Raw genomic sequence first — 18,943 nt, 5'->3', positions numbered from 1 at the left:
CTTTCAGGCAGTTCTCAGGGTCTCATGCTTTCATAAGTGATCAATGCAAAGCGGGCACCTTGCGGGTCGTTCAGCGTGGCCATGCGCCCGACACCCGGCATATCCATCGCGGGTTGAAGAACTGTGGCGCCTTTGGCTTCGGCCTTTGCAACACTCGCATCCAGGTCGGCCACTGTGAAGAAGATCGTCCAGCTTCCACGCTCTTCCGGCATTGGTGAAAAGCCTCCGATAGCGGTCTCGCCCACAACTGCGGCCGAATAACTTGACCCATCCTGCATCGGCATATCGCTGATCGTCCAGCCCAGCACATCCTGATAAAAGGATTTGGCCTTGCTCTGATCCGGCCCGGAATGCCCGATCCATCCTGAATTTCCGACAGCCGTCATCTCAAGTATACTCATGGGTACCTCCGTTGGTTACGCCCGCCACATACGGGTCTGACCCAAGGACGTATGAGGAGTGTGTTTTCCTACAGGCCCTCCAATTCTTCTTTGCTAATTTTGATTTTTTCGTTGATCACGTCGCATTCCAACGCGGTGGGAGAAAGCGCCAACACGGTTTCAAAGGCGGAAATGGCGTCTTTATGATCCCCCGCTTCTTGCAAAAGGCCACCTCGCATCGCGTGAAACCAACGATAGTTGGACAGCTCCTGTGACAGAGGATCCATTGCCTTCAAAGCATATTGTGCGCCGTGTAGCTTGGCCTGTGCGGCAATCTGGTTGAGCCGGATCACAGGTGTCGGCTGCAATGCGTAAAGGGCGGCGTAGTGGCTTTCGATTAACGCCCAGTTGGTTTCTTCGGACGAGGTTGAACAGGCATGTGCCTGGGCGATTGCAGCCTGGATGACATAGACCCCGCGGTGGCCAATCCGCTGGGCTTTTTGCAACAGGGATGTAGCCTCAGCGATATTCGAGCGATCCCAAAGATCGCGGTTCTGATCGTCGAGTGCGACGAGCTTGCCTTCCGCGTCAATCCGGGCCCGGCGCCGGGCGTGTTGAAACAACAACAGCGCCAGCAATGCGGCCTGCTCGCCCATTGCAGGGAACAATGCGGCAAGAAGGCGGGCAAGCCGGATCGCTTCTTTGCACAGCGTGAGCTTGATTTGCTGCGGCCCGGCCGAGGTCGACCACCCTTCGCTGAACATCAGATAAACCATTGTCGAGACTTCGCCCAACCGGGCTTGTCTTTCAGCCGGGCTTGGCGTTTCAAAGGCGACCGGGTTATTTGCTGTTTTCTTTTTGGCGCGGGTAATGCGCTGTTCCATGGTCTTGGACTTGACCAGAAATCCGCTGGCGATCTCATCGACGCTCAGCCCCGCGACCACCCGCAAGGCGATGGCGATCTGATCCCGCCGGTCCAGTTCCGGGTGACAACAGATGAACAGCAAGCGCAGGACATCATCCCGCATCTCGTCAGGGTCGGGTGTTTCCGCCGGCATCGGTTGAAACTCCTCTGCGTGGCGCGACAGGATTGCCGTGCGTCGCCGGGATTTGCGTAATTCGTCCAGACCCGCATTCCGGGCCGTGGCCAGAAGCCATGCCAATGGATCACGAGGCGTCCCGTCCTGAGGCCAAACCGCCAAGGCTTTCAGGCAGGCGTCGGCAAAGGCCTCCTCTGCGGTGTCCAGATCCCGAAAAGCCCGCGTCAGGGCAGCAATGGCGCGCGGGCGTTGTTCAGCAAATGTGGCCTCCAGCCAGTCTGACATGATCTATTCCGACGATATGGCTCCCCCAGCCCAGGCCACAGGCCGAACTTCCAGCCGCGCGACCGGTGAAGAGATCAGTTTTGCATGTTCCAATGCTTCTTCAAGGTCTTTGAAATCAGCGGCGTAAAACCCAAGGAAGTTTTCCTTGGTCTCGGAAAACGGGCCATCGGTGATCAGGGGTGCAGCGCCCTCAGACGCGGCTGGTTCGACCATTACCGCTGACGTTGGCGGCATCAGTTTTATCGACACGAACTCTCCGCGTTCCGACAATACCGTTTGCAAGGCGCGATGGCCCGACATCACTTCGTCCTGGCAATCTTTCGGCAATGCCTCGAACACACCCGGTTCCCCATAAATTGTAATCGCGTAGATCATTATCGCCTCCATGCGTTGGTCGCATTGTGCAAGGACGCGCGACGCCATGCAAATCCGACAACGCGCAGAGCCGACAGATTGCCCAGACCGCTTTTGTCTGAAAACCCAGAAGCCCGGGCTTCCATTGCCATCCAGATAACAGGTCGGTGGATTTCAAAAACCGGAGCAAAACCGGTACCTTGAAAACCGGTTCCCAGAAAAATGTCCAAATGGTAGGCTGCGAAACTATGGAAAGCCGGCCAAATCGTCGATTAGCAGCCATCTTAGCCGCCGATATCGCAGGCTATTCAAGATTGGTTGGCTTGGATGAAGAAGGCACCATCGACAAGCTGCGCCGGATCCGCGCTGAAGTCATCGAGCCCTTGATCGCCGGGTATTCAGGGCGCATTGCGAACACAGCCGGTGATAGTTTTCTGATCGAATTCCCCAGCGCAGTCGATGCGGTTCGCGCCGCAGTCGAGATACAGGCCGAACTGTCGAAAAGAAACTCGGATACCGAACCTGATCGCGCAATTGTTTTTCGGATCGGTTTGAATGTCGGCGATGTCGTCTCAAACGCCGATGACATCCTGGGTGATGGTGTCAACGTTGCCGCACGGCTTGAGGCGCTGGCAGAACCTGGGGGGATTATCGCCTCGCAGGCGATTGTCGGATACGCGCGCAACAAGGTGCCCTTCGCCTTTACGCCAATTGGCCCGCAATCCGTCAAGAATATCGCGGACCCCATTGAGGCGTTCCGCGTCGAAACAGATGCGTTGACCCCGGCGGTAAAGCAAAAAACGAAGAAAGCGCCGCGTTTAATGAAGCTAGCTGCAATCCTGATCGTGTTGGGCGCGACCGGGTATATCGGGACAAAGACATGGGAAAAGGGTCAGTTGCGCGCTTCTGAAGCACAGATGGCTTACCCTCTGCCGGACCTGCCCTCGATCGCCGTGCTTCCCTTGACGAATTTCACCAGCGACGCGTCCAACAAGATGTTGATAGATGGCGTTTCCGAGGATCTGATAACGGACTTGTCCCGCATATCAGGGTTATTTGTCATCGCCGGAAACACATCCTTTGCATTTCAGGACCGCGAAATTGATGTGGCAGGTTTTGCCGAGAAACTGGGCGTTCGCTATGTCGTTGATGGAAGCCTTAGACGTAGCGGAGAAGGTTTTCGGGTCAACATCCGCCTGACGGACACGTTGAACGGCAGATTGATCTGGGCGGAACGTTTCGACGGTGAAATCGACGAGATCTTCGACCTGCAAAACAACATTGTACTGGCGATTGCGCGCGAGTTGGATGTCCCGCTCGACACGCAAAGCCGGATTGCTATCGAAAGCATAGAGACTGAAAAGATCGAGGCGCGCGAAGCGTTCCAACGCGGGTGGGCGCTTTATTCACGCTTCAATGAACAGGACAATCTGGCCGCAATTCCGCATTTTGAGCGGGCTGTCGAGCTGGACCCGAATTATGCGCGCGCCTGGGCGATGTTAGCTATGGTACATTTGCGACCGCACATCTTCCACCACTGGTCAGGCTTTGCGAATGCTGAAGAACAGATGCATATCGGGCTGTTCTATAAATACTACCGTGAACTGACGCATCAGGACACCTCGCTTATCCACGTCATCAGGGCAATAGTCGCTCTCAACCTTCCGGACTGGGACAGCGCCGAGGGTGTAAGTCGGGGAACGGAAGAAGCGAGACAAGAAGCCGCGAAAGCCATTGCCCTGCAACCAAGCGACCCCGAAGCGCATGTGACAATGGGATGGGCCTTGATCGCGGGTGGCGAGCCAGAGGAAGGGTTGGCATTTGTACAGGCTGCAATGCGCCTCGACCCGGAATACCCCAGCCACTACGCGCTATTTCAAGGTGCTGCGCTGTTTGCGATGAATGATCTGACAGGTGCAGAGGCTGTTATTAGGTCTGAGCTGGACCGAAACCCGCAGGCAGTAGAGTTGATGCCATTTGCAGCGTCGGTTCTGGCCTCGAATGGCGATCGAAGCAGCGCGCGTGCAATGATCGAACAATGGCAGAATGGAAAAAACGAGAAGGTTCTGGGCGAAGCGGTGCGCGATTATTTCTTTATCGTGCGATGGATCGGCGAGCATCAGCATTTGAACAATCGCTTGAAAAACGGCCTTCAATTGGCCGCGCTTCCGCCGAGCACGACAGTTGCGAGCCTCAAAGCTGATCTGATGCGCGGAGATGCCAAGGAACAACGTGACGCGGCTCAGTCTTTGGCGCTCTTTGGAGCTGACGCAGCCCCAGCCGTTCCGGAACTGATCATGCTGTTGGGCAGCCCTTCGGTTTTTGTCAGAAAAGAAGCCGCCAACGCATTGGGTGAAATCGGCGGGAAAGCATCCCCCGCTTTGCCTGCATTGGAAGCAGCCGCAGACGGGTCTTTGTCGGGTAGATTTGCCGCCCGAGCCATTGAACAGATACGCGGAGCCTCACAATAACGACGACTTTGGGCGTATTCGATCCCTTGGCTCCTGCTTTTTCTGGAGAGTGTTGGCTGGAAACGCGGGCAGGTATCCTTCGTCCCGGTGACCGCAGCCTCACGCAAGTGTTCTGAACGCATTCAGACTTTCGCTGAAATGCTCGATGAACTCCAGTGTTATCAAAGACGGCTGCTTCAGAACCGGGCGTACCAGCGAAAGTGTATGCGGCAAAAACGGCTTGAATGGCCTGTAGCTTAGCCCCCGGTCTGTGTAATGGACAGCGTCCAGTTCGCTGACGATTGAGACACCAACGCCTTTTATGGCCAATTCACATGCCGCCGTGAATTGCCGGACTTCGATATGAGAGTTGAGTGTAACATTGGCCTGCTGAAATGCCTTCGAAAGCCGTCCGAAAAAGTCGCTGTCGCGCCGCGTATGTATGATGTTCTCATCTGCAAGATCGGATGGCGTCACCTCCGAGAGGTTCTCAAGCGCGTGATTTTTCGGGAATACGCAAACCGTGCGCACATCTACATTTCTGCTTTCGACCCCCGGATGACCGTTAAAGCCATCGGTGATTCCAAAGTCATATTGTTCGCCAACCATCCATTCCAATATCCGTTCCGGCCTGTCCGGTTCGATCGTCATGGTGACACCTGGCCGGTCTTTCAGAAAACTTGCCACAACATCCGGCAGATGGCTGGTGGCGAAACCGGGCAGGCAGGCGACGCGGATATGCCCGGCTTTACGCTGTGTGATATTCTGACTCGCGTCCGATATCTGCTTCATCAATTCCAGGACACGGTCCACGCTGGGTTGCAGATAGCGAACTTCCTGGGTTGGCACCAATCGCCCTTTGCGGCGATCAAAAAGTTGAAAACCAAACGATTTTTCAAGATCCGACAGCAACCTGCTGACAGCTGGTTGGCTCACCCCCAAATCGGCGGCCGCTGCTGTGACCGAACCATTGGTGGTCACCGCCATGAGTGCTTCCAATTGCCGAATTCTCAAAGTTTGTCTCATTGCAGACCCAGTTCCGCTTTTTTATTCACACTGTATAACATTGTATTATGTTTTTTGCCAATAAGTAGGGCTTGAATTATATTTCTGTAACGGTAACGTCGTGAAATCGTCATGTGTGTCGAATACGCGTTGCAGTCGGTACTCAACGAAGCATCAAACCTGATGCATGGGAGGAATCATGAAAAAGAATTTGCTTGGCGCTCTTGCCGTTACAACTGCCTTGTCCCCCTTGGCGGCAATGGCACAAACCGAAGTTCAATTCTGGCATGCCTTTACCGGCCGCCTTGGCGAACTTGTCAAAGCGCAGGTTGAAGAATTCAACGCCGGTCAGGATGAGTTTGTCGTGGTCGAAAGCCACAAGGGCAACTATTCAGAAACCCTGAACGCTGGCATTGCCGCTTTCCGTGCTGGCGAACAGCCACACATCCTGATGGTTTTCGAGGTTGGCACCGCAACGATGATGTCAGCAAAAGGCGCGATCAAGCCGGTCTACGAAGTCATGGCTGAAAGTGGCGCGTCTTTTGATCCCGATGCCTATATCGGCGCGGTGAAGGGTTACTACACCACCACCGACGGTGATATGTTGTCGCTGCCGTTCAACTCGTCCACGCCGGTCTTGTGGGTCAACCGCGACGCCATGCAGGCGGCAGGTGTTGATCCTGATACTGACCTGTCAACTTGGGAAAAAGTCGGCGATGTGCTGGAGCAACTCAAAGCCGGAGGCGAGGACTGCCCGCTGGTGACGGCATGGCAAAGCTGGATTCACCTGGAAAACCTGTCAGCCTATCACAACGTTCCGTTTGCATCGCAGGACAATGGTTTTGCCGGTCTGGACACAGAACTGATGCTGAACGGCCCGGTACAGGTCGCGCACCTGAGCGCCATGGGTGACTGGGCCAAGGATGGGAAATTCATCTATACCGGTCGCAGAAATGAAGGCGGCGCAAACTTCAGGGCCGGAGAATGTGCCTTGTTCACCGAAAGCTCGGCCGGGTATGCCGGGATCAAAGCCGAGGCCGAGTTCGACTTTGATGTGCGCCCGCTGCCGTATTGGGAAGCGGTCACAAGCGAGCCTCAAAACACCATCATCGGCGGTGCATCCCTATGGGTGATGGAAGGTCATGATCCCGAAGAATACAAAGGCGTTGGCGAGTTCCTTAGCTTCTTGTCCTCGTCCGACGTTCAGGCGGCATGGCACCAGAATACCGGCTATCTTCCGATTACCGCAGAAGCCGGTGAAGCGACTCGTGCGGCCGGTTTCTATGATGAAAACCCGGGCACCGATATCGCTGTGATCCAGATGACCGCGAAAGAGCCGACAGCAAATTCGAAAGGTCTGCGTCTGGGATCGTTCGATCAAATTCGCGGTATAATCGATGAGGAACTTGAGGCCATCTGGGCCGGTGAGAAAACTGCCCAGGAAGCCATGGACAGCGCAAAAGAACGCGGTGACGCGCTTCTGCGCAGGTTCGAATCGGCGAATCAATAAACCTCTGAAATCCGGTGCGGGCTCGGCAGAGCCCGCATCCACTTTTCCCGGCGGGTCATCAGGATGGAAAAACGCGTCACATTCCGCGGCTGGCTGTTGCCATTGGCGCTGATCGCCCCACAGGTCGTCATTTCTGCCGTATTCTTCTTTTATCCCGCTGCACAAGCTGTGTGGCAGTCGCTGTTCATCCCAGATCCGTTCGGGTTGTCGTCCAAGTTCGTCGGTCTGGGCAATTTTGAATTTCTGCTAAGCGACAAGTTTTATCGCGCATCCTTTGTAACCACGGCCGTGTTTTCGACGCTTGTTACGCTCTGTTCCATGATCCCGGCCCTGTTTCTGGCAGTCATTGCAGATCGGCTGATCAAAGGATCCGGAGCTTATCGGACGCTGCTGATTTGGCCTTATGCAGTCGCACCGGCGGTTGCGGGTGTGCTATGGCTGTTCATGTTCAACACGCGCGTCGGTGTCGTGTCGTGGTATCTTGGACAGCTGGGCTATGACTGGAACCACGTCTTGAATGGCACCGAGGCGATGGGGCTTGTGGTCGTCGCTTCGGCCTGGGGGCGCATCAGTTATAACTTTTTGTTCTTCTTCGCCGCACTCCAGTCGGTTCCACGGTCGGTCATCGAGGCCGCAGCGATCGATGGCGCACGGTTCTGGCGCAGGTTTTTCACGATTGTCCTGCCGTTGCTGTCACCGACAGCGTTTTTCCTGCTTGTAGTGAATGTGGTCTATGCGTTCTTTGAAACTTTCGGCGTAATCCACACAATCACCGGTGGCGGTCCGCAGCAGGCCACGACCATTCTGGTCTACAAAGTCTTTTCAGACGGGTTTGTCGGTCAGGATCTGGGCTCGTCTTCGGCGCAATCGGTCATTTTGCTGATTGTCGTCGGCCTTCTGACCGTCATTCAGTTCAAGTACGTGGAAAAGAGGGTGCATTACTGATGGCAGCCCAACAGCACGGAATGGTCGAAAAGCGCGGAGCGGGTATCTGGCTGACACATGCCCTGATGATCTTTGGCGTCCTGGTCATCTTCTTTCCGATTTGGCTGGCATTTGTCGCCTCAACCGTTACCCAGCCGGAAGTTGTATCACCACCCATGCCGCTTTTGCCGGGTGATCAGTTCTGGGAGAACTACAAGGCAGCCCTGTTTTCCGGCGTGAATGTCCCCGTCGCAACGATGCTGTTCAACAGCCTTGTGATGGCCATCGGGATCGCAGTGGGCAAGATCGTCATTTCACTGCTGTCGGCATTTGCAATCGTCTATTTCCGCTTTCCCGGTCGAACAACATTCTTTTGGCTGATCTTCCTGACCCTTATGTTGCCGGTCGAAGTGCGCATCGTTCCGACATTTGAGGTCGTGGCCGGGTTCGGCATGCTCAACAGCTATTACGGGCTGATCTTTCCGCTGATCGCCTCGGCCACGGCGACCTTCCTGTTCCGTCAGTTCTTTCTGACAATCCCGGACGAGCTGGCCGAAGCTGCGCGTGTGGATGGTGCCCGGCCTATGCGGTTTTTCATCGATATCGTCGTACCGATGAGCCGGACAAACATCGCGGCACTGTTCGTCATCCTGTTTATCTATGGGTGGAACCAGTATCTGTGGCCGCTGCTTATCACCACCGACCCTGAAATGAACACCATTGTGATGGGCATCAAGCAGATGTTCCCGTCTGGCGATGATGTAGCTGATTGGCCGGTCATCATGGCAACCTCCATTCTGGCGATGATCCCGCCGGTCATCGTGGTGGTGTCGATGCAAAAGCTTTTTGTCCGCGGCCTTGTTGATAGCGAGAAATAGAAAATGGCAACAGTAACCCTGGAGAATGTCAAGAAGAGCTTTGGCCCGACAGATGTCATACATGGCATCGACATCCACATCGAAGATGGCGAGTTTATTGTCATCGTCGGCCCTTCGGGCTGCGGAAAATCCACGCTGTTGCGGATGGTGGCAGGGCTTGAGACCGTGACCGCGGGTGAAATCCGGATTGGTGCGGAACGGGCCAACGAAAAAGAGCCGATGGATCGCGACATTGCCATGGTGTTCCAGAACTATGCGCTCTACCCGCATATGTCGGTCCGGCAGAACATGGGCTATGGCCTGAAGATCGCAGGGTTGCCCAAGGCCCAGATCGATCAAAAAGTGACCGAGGCGGCCAGGCTATTGCAGCTTGAACCATTGCTCGACCGCAAACCCAGACAATTGTCAGGCGGCCAACGTCAGAGGGTGGCTATGGGTCGCGCGATTGTCCGCGAACCTGCTGTGTTCCTGTTTGACGAGCCTCTTTCGAACCTGGATGCCAAGCTTCGCGTGCAGATGCGGCTTGAGATTCGTGAGCTTCAGGAAAAACTGGGGATCACGTCGCTTTATGTAACCCACGATCAGGTTGAAGCCATGACAATGGCCGACAGGATGATCGTCATGAACGGCGGTATCGCCGAACAGGTTGGCACACCGCTAGAGGTATACGAAACGCCAAGAACCCTGTTTGCGGCACAGTTCATCGGCAGCCCCGCGATGAATGTCTTTGAGGCCCAACGCGAAAACGGAACCGTCATGATTGGTGGGGTCGCGGTTGGTTCGTCGCAGGGCCCTGATATTGCCTTCAAGCTGGGGGTACGACCCGAGCATCTATTGCTGGATGACAATGGCCCGATTGAGGCTACGATTCAGATGGCAGAGCCACTGGGGGCAAACACGCTGTTGCACGGTCAACTGACCGGCTTGGGCGATCCGATCACGATCAGCCTTCCGGGTGTGCACCCGATCGAAGGCCGACATCCGAACATGCGGTTTTCTGTGTCCTCAGACCATATGCATCTGTTTGACCGATCCACCGGTGAAAGGCTGGAAGGCTGATGGCATTCCCACAGGTCGAGGCTTTCCGGGGGGGCGACAACCTGATCCGCATCGTAGGCCACCGGGGTGCGCGAGGCGTATTGCCTGAAAACAGCATGATTGGTTTTGACTTTTCGCTGTCCATTGGCGTGCCGCTGCTGGAGTTTGATGTTGTCCTCACGGCTGACGACGTCCCCGTCATAACCCATAATCACCGGCTGCACGCCCCCAGTTTTCGCGATGCTGACGGCCAGTTTCTGACCGGGGAAGAGCCAAAGGTTTCTACCCTGACGTTTGAGCAGATTCAGAAGTTCGATATCGGGCGATTGGATGGGAATACTGCCTATGGTCGGCGTTTTCCTGATCAGGCACAAATGGATGGCGTTCGCGTTCCAAGGCTGCTTGACCTGCTGGATCTGGTATGTGATCCCCAACATAGCGATGCCTGTCTGATGCTCGAGCTCAAATCGGACCCCGATTTGGCCCATGACGCGTGCTACAGAGAGACGTTTGTCAGTCTTGTCCTGCAAGAAGTTCGTTCCAAGGCCCTGTCGTCACGCGCGGTGCTTCACAGTTTCGACTGGAATCTGTTGGAAGAATGTCAGCGGCAAGCACCGGATATGCCTTCTTCTTATCTGACCCAACTTCCCGAAAACGCCGAGGATGTTGGGGAGGATTCTTCCAAAGCAGTCTGCCCGGATTTTCGCAGCTGCGAGGGCGATATTCCGCGATTGGTCAAGCAAGCGGGCGGCTCACTGTGGTGCCCGTATTATGCGGATGTAACTGCCGAAAACGTCGAACTGGCCAAAGATTTGGGCCTTTGCGTCGCGGTTTGGACGGTCAATGACCCCGATGACATTGCCAGAATGATCGACCTGCGTGTGGATGCCATTGTTTCTGATTACCCGGGTCGGGTTCAAAGGCACTTGTCTGACCGGGGTAAAAACTGGCGCTAAACCGCCCTGAAGGCCGGGGCTGAATGCCTCGTCCTTCAGTTTCTTAAATTTCCTTCGTAAGGGCAGAGAACCGCTAGAACAGTTGCAAATCCTTCGCGCCGCTTTGGATTTCAGCAAAGTTCGGCATGTTCTGGATCGTAACAGGTGCGGGTTTCGTGCCCGGCATCGCAACCGTCGGTTTCGCCACGTTCGCCATCCCAAAGACCGGTTTTTCCAGCTCACCCCGGATATCGCGCAGCAGCGTTTTATGATCCGGCATCACTTTGACTATCTGCGCAAGATCCTCTTTCGCACGCTGCATGCCCTGGAACCAGATCACTTTCTTCAACGGTCGCAAACGATCTCGGATGCCGGTACCGTAACCCGTATCATAGACCTGTTTACCCAACAGAACCGTTTGATAAACACGATGGTCAAACAGCGTGGCAAATTCCACATCGTGATCCATCGGCAGACGGTGCTGCCACAGCTCCAGATTCTCGGCCAGCCGATCCGGTATCTTCATCTCTGTCCGCGCGTCGATCCAATAGGGATCATCCTTTCGGTTGCCCAATCGGTAGTGCAGGCAGATGAATTCCAGAACCTCGTTATAAAGCTTGTCCATCTGCCGGTTGTATCTTGCCCGCAGTGACGGTGCGACGTCGCGCGTCGGCAAGTGTTCTGCAAACCAGCGCACTGCGTGGTCAATCATGTGGATCGCGGTACTTTCCAACGGCTCGATAAACCCGCCGGACAGACCAATTGCCACACAATTCTTGACCCAGGCATTGCGCACGCGCCCGACGCGCATCGGGATGATCCGCGGTGTCAAACCCTTGCCGCTGTCACCCAGCCATTCAAGATATTCGTCGGCCGCCTGATCATCCGTTCGATGCGCCGAGGAGAACACATAGCCTGTACCCACACGATTGTAGAGCGGCACCCGCCACGTCCACCCCGCGCCCAGCGCGGTCGACCGCGTGAGGCTTTCGATTTTATTGGGATTGCGGTGTTCAACCTGCAACGCCATGGCGCGGTCATTGGGCAGATAGTCCGAATAATCCAAAAACGGCTCGCCCAGTGCCTGATTGATGATCAGGCCGCGGAACCCGGTGCAATCGATGACCATTTCGATGTCATGACGTCCTGCCCGCTCCAGCATCAGATGGCTGACGTTGCCTTGTTCATCCAGCTCGACCTTCTGTACCTCGTCCTGGATATGCTCGACGCCGCGCTTTGTGCAGACCGTGGTAAGCATACCCGCAAACTTCACCGCATCCAGATGATAGGCATAGCCAAAACGCTGTTCAAACTCGGGCTGACCCAGCTGCCGCGCGCCTTTGCACAGACGGCCCAGATGATCGTGGGGCGAAATGGACTGTGTAAAGTCCCTCTCTCCATTGCCAAAGCGCAGGAAATACTCGGCGGCGTCCAACCCTTCCAGCATCTGGCCATGGGCAAAGGGGTTCACGTAATCGATGCGTTTTCCTTTGGGGTCCTTGTTCCAGTTGCAGAACTTCACGCCCAGCTTGAATGACGCGTTTGTCTCGCGGAAAAAATCCCGTTCGGAAATGCCCGCCTGACGGAGCGTGACCGGCATGCGCGGCACCGTAGCCTCACCCACACCTACAGTCGAGATATTGGGGCTTTCGATCAGGCAGATATGTGGTCGGTCTTTTGTTGCTGAAGTGCGTGAAAACACCATGTCCAGGATCAACGCGGTCATCCAGCCTGCCGTGCCGCCACCTACGATGGTGATTTTGCGCAAACGATTGTTCATATTCTTCTGTCCCCATTGGTTTTGAGGACTATATCAAGTTTCCGACGCTTATCTAGGCTCTGCCATTATGTGCCTTGTGACCCGGCTTTGAACATGTCCCTGAACTGGTCACGCAAGATGTTCTTTTGGACTTTTCCCATTGTATTGCGGGGCAATTCATCCAGTTGAATAAGCGTGCGGGGATGTTTGAACCGCGCCAGGCTGTCGCGCACTACTTCCATGACCGCGTCGAGATCCGGAGACTGCCCGGGTTCGGCAACAATCAGGCCCAGCACGGTTTCACCGAAGTCGGGATGCGGCACGCCGATCACTGCGCTCTCCAGAACACCGGGGTGGCTGTCCAAAACCAGCTCAATTTCCTTGGGGTAGATATTGTAGCCACCCGAGATGATCAGGTCCTTGTTGCGCCCGACGATATGGACATACCCATCTTCGTCGACCCGTCCCAGATCACCGGTGATGAAAAACCCGTTTTCGCGCAGCTCGGCAGCCGTCTTTTCCGGCATCTGCCAATATCCCTTGAACACGTTCGGGCCACGCACTTCGATCTCACCGACTTCACCCTGCGGCAAAGGGTTGCCGTCTGCATCGCATATCTTCAGTTCGACCCCTGGCAAGGGAAACCCGACCGTACCCGCGCGACGTTCGCCGTCATAGGGGTTTGAGGTGTTCATATTGGTTTCAGTCATGCCATAGCGTTCTAGGATACGATGCCCGGTACGCTCCTGGAATTGTGCATGGGTATCCGCCAGCAATGGGGCCGAACCCGAAACGAACAGGCGCATGTGTTCGGTCAGCTCGCTGGTAAAACGCGCGTCTGCCAGCAGGCGCGTATAGAAGGTCGGAACGCCCATCATCGACGTGGCTCCGGGCATTCTGTTAATGATCTGATCCGGGTCGAATTTTGGCAGCCAGATCATGCTTCCGCCGACAGCCAGAATGATATTGGTGGCCACAAACAGCCCATGCGTGTGAAAGATCGGCAGCGCGTGCAACAGAACGTCTTCCGACGTGAACCGCCACTCTTCGACCAGTGTCCGCGCATTGGACAACAGGTTGTTCTGGGTCAGCATCGCGCCTTTTGAACGTCCGGTGGTGCCCGACGTGTAAAGAAACGCCGCCAGATCCTCACCGTCCCGATCCACGGTCGCAAAGCTGTCTGGCATTGCAACCGCCAGATCCATCAGCGAGCCCGAGCCATCCGCATTCAGCGTTTCCACCCTGCCCCCAAAACGCACGGCAATCAGGGTCAGTTGGTCTTTGCTTCGGCCATCGCAAACAACAAGTGACGCGCCGCTGTTTTCGATGAAATACGTCAGTTCGTCCACGGTATAGGCGGTGTTCAGCGGCAGGAAAACCAGGCCTGCCTGCGCGCATGCCGCGTATAGCGCCAGCGCCTCAGGCGATTTATCGACCTGAGCCGCAACCCGGTCCCCGGGTTTTAGGCCCAGTTGCGTGGCCACATGGGCGATCCGGGCGGCTGTACTCAGAAAGTTTCGATAGGTGACGGTCGTCCCGTCTGTCAGGTGCAGGAAAGCCGTATCTTTGTCGGCGTGAATGCCAAACAAATCATCATAGAGAGGGTTAGCCATGTTCGATCCTCCGTTTCCCCAGCCATAACGGCGAACCGCTTCTTAGGGGAAGGTTCAACTGTGTCACACTGCGCTTTTGCTTGCAGTTCAATGCCTGATCGCGTCGCTTTTATTGCCCGGCGCGAGTTGCAGCTCGGAACCCGTGGTGGGTAATGCCTTTCACCGCCTCTGCACATTTTCTGCACGAAAGCCCCATGAAGGCTGCGGATACGTCGCGCCAAAGATGCAAGCGCCGCAGGCAATCTGCCGGGAAAGGAAACCTGCAAGCAGGAGACAGGACATGAGGCAGGAACTGACAATTCGCGGCGTGCCGGACAGCATCGTGCTGGACGCGTGGTGGCTGGGAAAGATGGACGAGGCCCCCCGATGGGGAGGCAACAGACGACAGCAGAGTGGCTCTCTGATGTCCACGCTGAAAATGCGCCATGCGATCCCGCTTCTTGCATCGCTGGTAGCGCTTGCTGATTGGTTGTTTTGGGAACAACCGCTAGGCATTTCTGTCTCAGTCTTCGCGCTGGTCTTGTCCGCCGCGATCATGGCGATGAAACCCCGGCGGGCGACTGCAACGGAATGGCTCATAGCCGCCGCATTTGCCTTGTTCACCAACCTGCCGGTGGCCATCGATTTGCAGCTTCTATCGTTATTGTTCAGCCTTGCTGGTTTGGTCAGTCTGGCCACCTGGGCGCTATTCGGTCAGGCCGTAAACGAACGTCTGCTGCTGCGCTCCGCCCTGCGCCTGCCTTCCATCGGCGCGACGCTTTTGCTGCGCGACACATGTCGCACCGCGGTTGCCGCCGATCTTGGGTCCGACAGCCGTCGCCACGCAGCCTCGCTGGCGTTGCCCCTACTATTGGGTGCGGTCTTCCTTGCCTTGCTGGCCGCCGCCAATCCGGTGCTGGAAGATCTTCTGGCAGAGCTGGACCCAAGTCTTTTGTTCGAAGGGTACTTTTGGCTACGACTTCTGTTCTGGGGTGTTATGGCCTCGCTGCTGTGGCCGTTCCTTAACCTCAGCGATCCATGGCTGGGCGGCATTGCCCGCCCCGCCACCATGCCAAAGACAGGCCCAAGCCGGGCCGCATTTCTGATCAATCCAATCTCGGTGCGCAATTCGCTGTTGCTGTTCAACCTGATGTTTCTTGTACAAACCGTGATGGACCTTGGTATCCTGACCGGCGGTGTATCCCTGCCTCAAGGGATGAGCTATGCCGCTTATGCCCATCGGGGCGCTTATCCGCTGGTGGCGACGGCCCTGATGGCGGGCGTATTCACTCTGGTCACTCACAGCATGATCGGCGCGGACCGGACGTTGCGCATTCTGATCTACATGTGGTTGGCGCAAAACGTGTTCCTGGTGCTGACAGCTGCCATCCGGCTGCATCATTACGTCGACGCCTATGCGCTTACCTATTTGCGGGTGGCCGCCTTCATATGGATGGCGCTGGTTTTCACCGGTTTGCTGCTGATCGTGGTGCAAATCCATCGCGGCTTTGGTACGACCTGGCTTCTGCGGCGTTGTTTTGCAGCGCTTCTGGTGGTCTTGTATATCTGCAACTTTGTGAATTTCGCATTAGTCATTGCCAGCTACAATCTGAGCCACGGCAGCGCTCTGACGCAACAGGATACCGGTTACATATGCAGCCTTGGTGCTGATGCTTACCCCGCCATCCGCGATCATGAAACCAGAACCGGACAGCAGGTCTGTGACGTATGGATGCGATATGATCTGAAAAAGGATGCAATCACCAACTGGCGCGAATGGGGCTTTCGGAGATGGCGGATCCAAGCCTATTATCGGCAGCAGAGTTGAAGGACCCCATTTGATGCCTGCACGCATTCTTGTTGTCGACGACGATCCGGATATCCTTGAGGTAACAAGGTTCGCGATTGAAAAGGCAGGTTATGCGCCACTTCTGGCCAGCGACGGCCTGACCGCGCTTGATACAAACCGTCAGGAAAGCCCCGACTTGATCGTGCTGGATATCGGGCTGCCCGAAAAGGATGGTCTGGAAGTATGCAGGGACATCCGCAAATCCTCGGACGTGCCGATCCTGTTCCTGACCGCCCGTGATGACGAGGTCGACCGTATCGTCGGGCTGGAACTGGGCGCCGATGATTATCTGACCAAACCCTTTTCCCCGCGCGAATTGGTGGCCCGGATTAAGGCCATCCTGAAGCGCAGCGCGCCGACACCTGCGCAGCCCGATCCGGTGCTGTCGCAAGGCAGCCTGCACCTGGATGCAGAGCGGCACCTGTGCAGGTTCGCGTCAACGCCTGTGACGCTGACCGGATCGGAATTTCGGCTGCTGGCAACTCTGATGGCCCGTCCCGACCGCGTTTTGTCCAGGGCGCAGCTGATCGATGCGCTTTACGGCTACAACATCCACGTCTCGGACCGTACCATTGACAGCCACATACGCAATGTCCGTGCCAAACTGGCCCAGGCCGGCTGTGCCGAGGGGATCGTGACCATTCACGGTGTCGGCCTCAGGATGGGTGCATGCACGCCCGGCTGAACCGCAAATGGCGCCCCAGATTGTGGACCATCGTTCTGCTGGTGCTGGGTATTGTCCTATGCCTGCCCTTTGCCGGGCTGATCCTGTTCCGTTTTTACGACAGCCAACTGGTGCAACAGACCGAAGAAAGCCTGCTGACACAGGCTGCGGTTATGTCAGCGGCGTATGCCGAGCTTTATGCAGATGCAGCCGGGATCAAGCCGCCCCGCCCGAGTGCAATCTCAACCGAGTACGCGGTGTTCCCATCGCTGTCGGTCAATCGCGAAACGGTTCTGCCACCGCGCCCGGACGCGAGACCGGCAACCGTCCGACCCGGTTCGGGTTATCAGGCCATCGCCACCCCACTAAGCCGCATCGCCAACGCCGCCCAGGCGCAAACCCTTGCGGGCTACCGGATGCTGGATGTCGATGGGAACGTGTTTGCCGGTACTGCGGAAATTGGCCAGAAGCTGGGTCATGTTGACGAGGTTCGCGAGGCCCTTTCAGGGAAAACCGTCTCGGTCGCGCGCACCCGCGTGCGCGAGGATGCAACGCCTGCGCTTTATACCCTCAGCCGCGGTGCCCGCGTGCGCGTTTTCGTGGCGATGCCAGTGTTCGTGGATCAGACCCTTATCGGGGCGGTTTACCTGAGCCGCACCCCGAACCATATTTTCCGCTTTCTGTACGGCGAACGTTTCAACCTTGCCAAAGCTGCGGCATTTGTTGCTTTGTCCACGGCGCTTATCGGGTACGTGTTCTGGCGGTTCATCACTCGGCCGATCCACCTGTTGAACCAGCGCAGCCAGATGGCGGGTTACGGAGGTCAGGCATGGGAACCACCAGACCAACTTGGCACGCGGGAAATCGCGGATCTGAGCCAGAGCTTTCAATCGCTGACGGAACGCTTGCAGGACAAGCAGGACGGATTGAAAACGTACACCGCCCATGTCACCCACGAGCTGAAGTCACCCCTCACTGCCCTGAAAGGCGCGGCAGAGCTGCTGCGCGACGATGATTTGCCACCCGCGCAGAAACACCGCCTGCTGGACACTGTAGAAAAGGGCGGAAAGCGGATGGAGGATCTGCTGGCCAACATGCGCGCCTTCAGCCTTGCCGATCAGAGCGCCATTAACGGTACATGCTGTCTGAACGACATCACTGATCAGCTCGTCCAGACTTTCCCCGCGCTTGCCATCAAGGCTGAGAACGATCACCTGCCCTTACCCGTCGCGGCGCCCACCCTGCACATCATTCTGACACATATGCTTGAGAACGCTCAGCAACACGGCGCGCAGAATGCCGTGCTGACAGCCTATCAAAACGACGGTGTCGTATGTCTGAAAATTGCGGATAATGGCGCCGGTATCAGTGAAGGGAACAAGGACAAGGTTTTGCAGCCCTTCTTTACGACAAAAAGAGAGGCCGGTGGCACAGGTATGGGCCTGAATATTGTCAAAGCGACCATGGAAGCAATTGGTGGGCAACTCAGTGTTGTGCCAAGCAACCAAGGCGCTTGTTTTCTTCTGATTTTTAATTAATTGGGCGCGCAAGCCGCCTGTAAAAGGGGCAACATTCGCTGTTCAGAAGCTCGGAGGTTCTGTCTATCGAACCGCAGTCGCAGACTTTGCGCTTAGCCGCCATTCGCTCTGACACCGCTGCGCGTTTTGGCACATCAATGTCCGAGTGGCGTCAACTTTGCTAAGGATTAGTTCGGGTTGATCACCAAAAGTGAGACAGGTCCGACGCTTTCCAAATGGCCCTTTCCGAGCGCCGCCGCCAGCATATTGTTCAGGTTGTGTCGTGTCTTTCCACCGAGACCTGTTTTCGCACGAGAGGCGGTACCACTCTCAACCGCACCATCGAACAGTCGATCGCGTTATTTTCAACCCAAACTTGGCAATCAGTCAGCCTTGCGGCGTGTACCAGATTGGAGACGTGTAGGCACGCTCCTGCTGCGAAGTAGGAGCGCCTTCAGGGATGTCGATACCGTAGCGGTATGCGTCGTAGACGTACCAGGGTGGTGTCGGAATCTCGAGCACACGCGCGTAATAGAAAGCCGGGCGCGCCGGGTCGAATTCAGGATCAATCCAGATTGTCGCAAGTTCCGCGGCACCAATGGTGTTGGTCCAGGTTGCGGAAGCAACATCCACAGTGTCACCAACGGGCGGAACCTTTCCGTCGCTGCCAGTTTTGGACGTGTCGCGGTTTGCTGCCGCTCCTTTGATAGCATTTATTGCAGCAAAGGAGACGAACTATGGGACTGAAACGGACGGACGAATT

The 18,943-nt window shown here is 56.2% G+C and carries 16 protein-coding genes; 9 read left to right on the top strand and 7 right to left on the bottom strand.

What is annotated here, in order from left to right; all coding sequences use genetic code 11:
- Positions 1 to 14: 14 nt before the first annotated feature.
- From ACR0EK_RS12930 to ACR0EK_RS12920, 3 genes are all read right to left on the bottom strand, one after another.
- Positions 15 to 401 carry a VOC family protein gene (locus ACR0EK_RS12930; RefSeq protein ID WP_480900336.1) on the bottom strand — a complete coding sequence of 129 codons (387 nt, stop codon included), beginning with the start codon at positions 399 to 401 and terminating at the stop codon, positions 15 to 17.
- A 68-nt stretch (positions 402 to 469) separates the two neighbouring features.
- Complete coding sequence (locus tag ACR0EK_RS12925; protein WP_480900334.1) at positions 470 to 1,705, bottom strand: RNA polymerase sigma factor; 1,236 nt, start codon at positions 1,703 to 1,705, stop codon at positions 470 to 472.
- Positions 1,706 to 1,708: 3 nt separating this feature from the next.
- Entirely contained in the window at positions 1,709 to 2,080 is a 372-nt protein-coding gene (locus tag ACR0EK_RS12920) for a YciI family protein (RefSeq protein ID WP_480900333.1), read from the bottom strand.
- A 209-nt stretch (positions 2,081 to 2,289) separates the two neighbouring features.
- Here ACR0EK_RS12920 and ACR0EK_RS12915 point away from each other — a divergent pair, with 209 nt between their 5' ends.
- Positions 2,290 to 4,530, top strand: a complete 2,241-nt coding sequence (locus ACR0EK_RS12915) for a HEAT repeat domain-containing protein (protein WP_480900332.1) — start codon at positions 2,290 to 2,292, stop codon at positions 4,528 to 4,530.
- Positions 4,531 to 4,629: 99 nt separating this feature from the next.
- On the opposite strand, the gene ACR0EK_RS12910 is transcribed toward ACR0EK_RS12915, so the two are convergent.
- Complete coding sequence (locus ACR0EK_RS12910; protein ID WP_209598847.1) at positions 4,630 to 5,535, bottom strand: LysR substrate-binding domain-containing protein; 906 nt, start codon at positions 5,533 to 5,535, stop codon at positions 4,630 to 4,632.
- 178 nt (positions 5,536 to 5,713) lie between these two features.
- Here ACR0EK_RS12910 and ugpB point away from each other — a divergent pair, with 178 nt between their 5' ends.
- From ugpB to ACR0EK_RS12885, 5 genes are all read left to right on the top strand, one after another.
- Positions 5,714 to 7,024 carry a sn-glycerol-3-phosphate ABC transporter substrate-binding protein UgpB gene (ugpB, locus tag ACR0EK_RS12905; protein ID WP_480483833.1) on the top strand — a complete coding sequence of 437 codons (1,311 nt, stop codon included), beginning with the start codon at positions 5,714 to 5,716 and terminating at the stop codon, positions 7,022 to 7,024.
- Between the two features lie 63 nt (positions 7,025 to 7,087).
- Positions 7,088 to 7,969: a sn-glycerol-3-phosphate ABC transporter permease UgpA gene (ugpA, locus tag ACR0EK_RS12900; protein WP_209505975.1), complete on the top strand. Its 882-nt coding sequence runs from the start codon at positions 7,088 to 7,090 to the stop codon at positions 7,967 to 7,969.
- Between the two features lie 20 nt (positions 7,970 to 7,989).
- Positions 7,990 to 8,826, top strand: a complete 837-nt coding sequence (gene ugpE / locus ACR0EK_RS12895; protein WP_480559701.1) for a sn-glycerol-3-phosphate ABC transporter permease UgpE — start codon at positions 7,990 to 7,992, stop codon at positions 8,824 to 8,826.
- Between the two features lie 3 nt (positions 8,827 to 8,829).
- The gene (ugpC, locus tag ACR0EK_RS12890; RefSeq protein ID WP_480900330.1) at positions 8,830 to 9,885 is read left to right on the top strand and encodes a sn-glycerol-3-phosphate ABC transporter ATP-binding protein UgpC; all 1,056 of its coding nucleotides are present in this window, start codon (positions 8,830 to 8,832) and stop codon (positions 9,883 to 9,885) included.
- Positions 9,885 to 10,820: a glycerophosphodiester phosphodiesterase family protein gene (locus ACR0EK_RS12885; protein ID WP_480967866.1), complete on the top strand. Its 936-nt coding sequence runs from the start codon at positions 9,885 to 9,887 to the stop codon at positions 10,818 to 10,820. Before ugpC ends, ACR0EK_RS12885 begins: the two co-directional genes overlap by 1 nt.
- A 73-nt stretch (positions 10,821 to 10,893) precedes the next feature.
- On the opposite strand, the gene ACR0EK_RS12880 is transcribed toward ACR0EK_RS12885, so the two are convergent.
- A complete protein-coding gene (locus ACR0EK_RS12880) occupies positions 10,894 to 12,579 on the bottom strand; it encodes a tryptophan halogenase family protein (RefSeq protein WP_267365576.1) in 1,686 nt (561 codons plus the stop codon).
- 65 nt (positions 12,580 to 12,644) lie between these two features.
- On the bottom strand, positions 12,645 to 14,171 hold the full coding sequence (locus ACR0EK_RS12875) for a malonate--CoA ligase (protein ID WP_480914607.1): 1,527 nt from the start codon (positions 14,169 to 14,171) through the stop codon (positions 12,645 to 12,647).
- 280 nt (positions 14,172 to 14,451) lie between these two features.
- Here ACR0EK_RS12875 and ACR0EK_RS12870 point away from each other — a divergent pair, with 280 nt between their 5' ends.
- Genes ACR0EK_RS12870 through ACR0EK_RS12860 form a run of 3 tightly spaced genes read left to right on the top strand, consistent with a single transcriptional unit; the run spans position 14,452 to position 18,201 of the window.
- A complete protein-coding gene (locus ACR0EK_RS12870; protein ID WP_480900323.1) occupies positions 14,452 to 15,978 on the top strand; it encodes a DUF4153 domain-containing protein in 1,527 nt (508 codons plus the stop codon).
- Between the two features lie 13 nt (positions 15,979 to 15,991).
- Positions 15,992 to 16,684, top strand: coding sequence for a response regulator (locus ACR0EK_RS12865; RefSeq protein ID WP_480487262.1), 693 nt, complete (start codon positions 15,992 to 15,994; stop codon positions 16,682 to 16,684).
- Positions 16,669 to 18,201, top strand: a complete 1,533-nt coding sequence (locus ACR0EK_RS12860) for a sensor histidine kinase (protein WP_480900321.1) — start codon at positions 16,669 to 16,671, stop codon at positions 18,199 to 18,201. Before ACR0EK_RS12865 ends, ACR0EK_RS12860 begins: the two co-directional genes overlap by 16 nt.
- 366 nt (positions 18,202 to 18,567) lie before the next feature.
- Here ACR0EK_RS12860 and ACR0EK_RS12855 read toward each other — a convergent pair whose 3' ends face one another.
- On the bottom strand, positions 18,568 to 18,888 hold the full coding sequence (locus tag ACR0EK_RS12855) for a DUF3604 domain-containing protein (RefSeq protein WP_480900416.1): 321 nt from the start codon (positions 18,886 to 18,888) through the stop codon (positions 18,568 to 18,570).
- Between the last annotated feature and the right edge of the window lie 55 nt (positions 18,889 to 18,943).

Source organism: Ruegeria sp. AE4 (genome assembly GCF_056542185.1).
Note: the sequence above shows the minus strand (reverse complement) of the source record. Positions and strands in the feature narration are given on the sequence as shown.

Bases quoted from the DNA above. Each gene is read 5' to 3' on its own strand.
- ACR0EK_RS12865 (WP_480487262.1), top strand. From the start codon at position 15,992: ATGCCTGCACGCATTCTTGTTGTCGACGACGATCCGGATATCCTTGAG.
- ugpB (WP_480483833.1), top strand. From the start codon at position 5,714: ATGAAAAAGAATTTGCTTGGCGCTCTTGCCGTTACAACTGCCTTGTCC.
- ugpE (WP_480559701.1), top strand. From the start codon at position 7,990: ATGGTCGAAAAGCGCGGAGCGGGTATCTGGCTGACACATGCCCTGATG.
- ACR0EK_RS12910 (WP_209598847.1), bottom strand. From the start codon at position 5,535: ATGAGACAAACTTTGAGAATTCGGCAATTGGAAGCACTCATGGCGGTG.
- ACR0EK_RS12880 (WP_267365576.1), bottom strand. From the start codon at position 12,579: ATGAACAATCGTTTGCGCAAAATCACCATCGTAGGTGGCGGCACGGCA.
- ACR0EK_RS12915 (WP_480900332.1), top strand. From the start codon at position 2,290: ATGGTAGGCTGCGAAACTATGGAAAGCCGGCCAAATCGTCGATTAGCA.
- ACR0EK_RS12930 (WP_480900336.1), bottom strand. From the start codon at position 401: ATGAGTATACTTGAGATGACGGCTGTCGGAAATTCAGGATGGATCGGG.
- ACR0EK_RS12875 (WP_480914607.1), bottom strand. From the start codon at position 14,171: ATGGCTAACCCTCTCTATGATGATTTGTTTGGCATTCACGCCGACAAA.
- ACR0EK_RS12925 (WP_480900334.1), bottom strand. From the start codon at position 1,705: ATGTCAGACTGGCTGGAGGCCACATTTGCTGAACAACGCCCGCGCGCC.
- ACR0EK_RS12870 (WP_480900323.1), top strand. From the start codon at position 14,452: ATGAGGCAGGAACTGACAATTCGCGGCGTGCCGGACAGCATCGTGCTG.
- ugpA (WP_209505975.1), top strand. From the start codon at position 7,088: ATGGAAAAACGCGTCACATTCCGCGGCTGGCTGTTGCCATTGGCGCTG.
- ACR0EK_RS12860 (WP_480900321.1), top strand. From the start codon at position 16,669: ATGCACGCCCGGCTGAACCGCAAATGGCGCCCCAGATTGTGGACCATC.
- ACR0EK_RS12885 (WP_480967866.1), top strand. From the start codon at position 9,885: ATGGCATTCCCACAGGTCGAGGCTTTCCGGGGGGGCGACAACCTGATC.
- ugpC (WP_480900330.1), top strand. From the start codon at position 8,830: ATGGCAACAGTAACCCTGGAGAATGTCAAGAAGAGCTTTGGCCCGACA.
- ACR0EK_RS12920 (WP_480900333.1), bottom strand. From the start codon at position 2,080: ATGATCTACGCGATTACAATTTATGGGGAACCGGGTGTGTTCGAGGCA.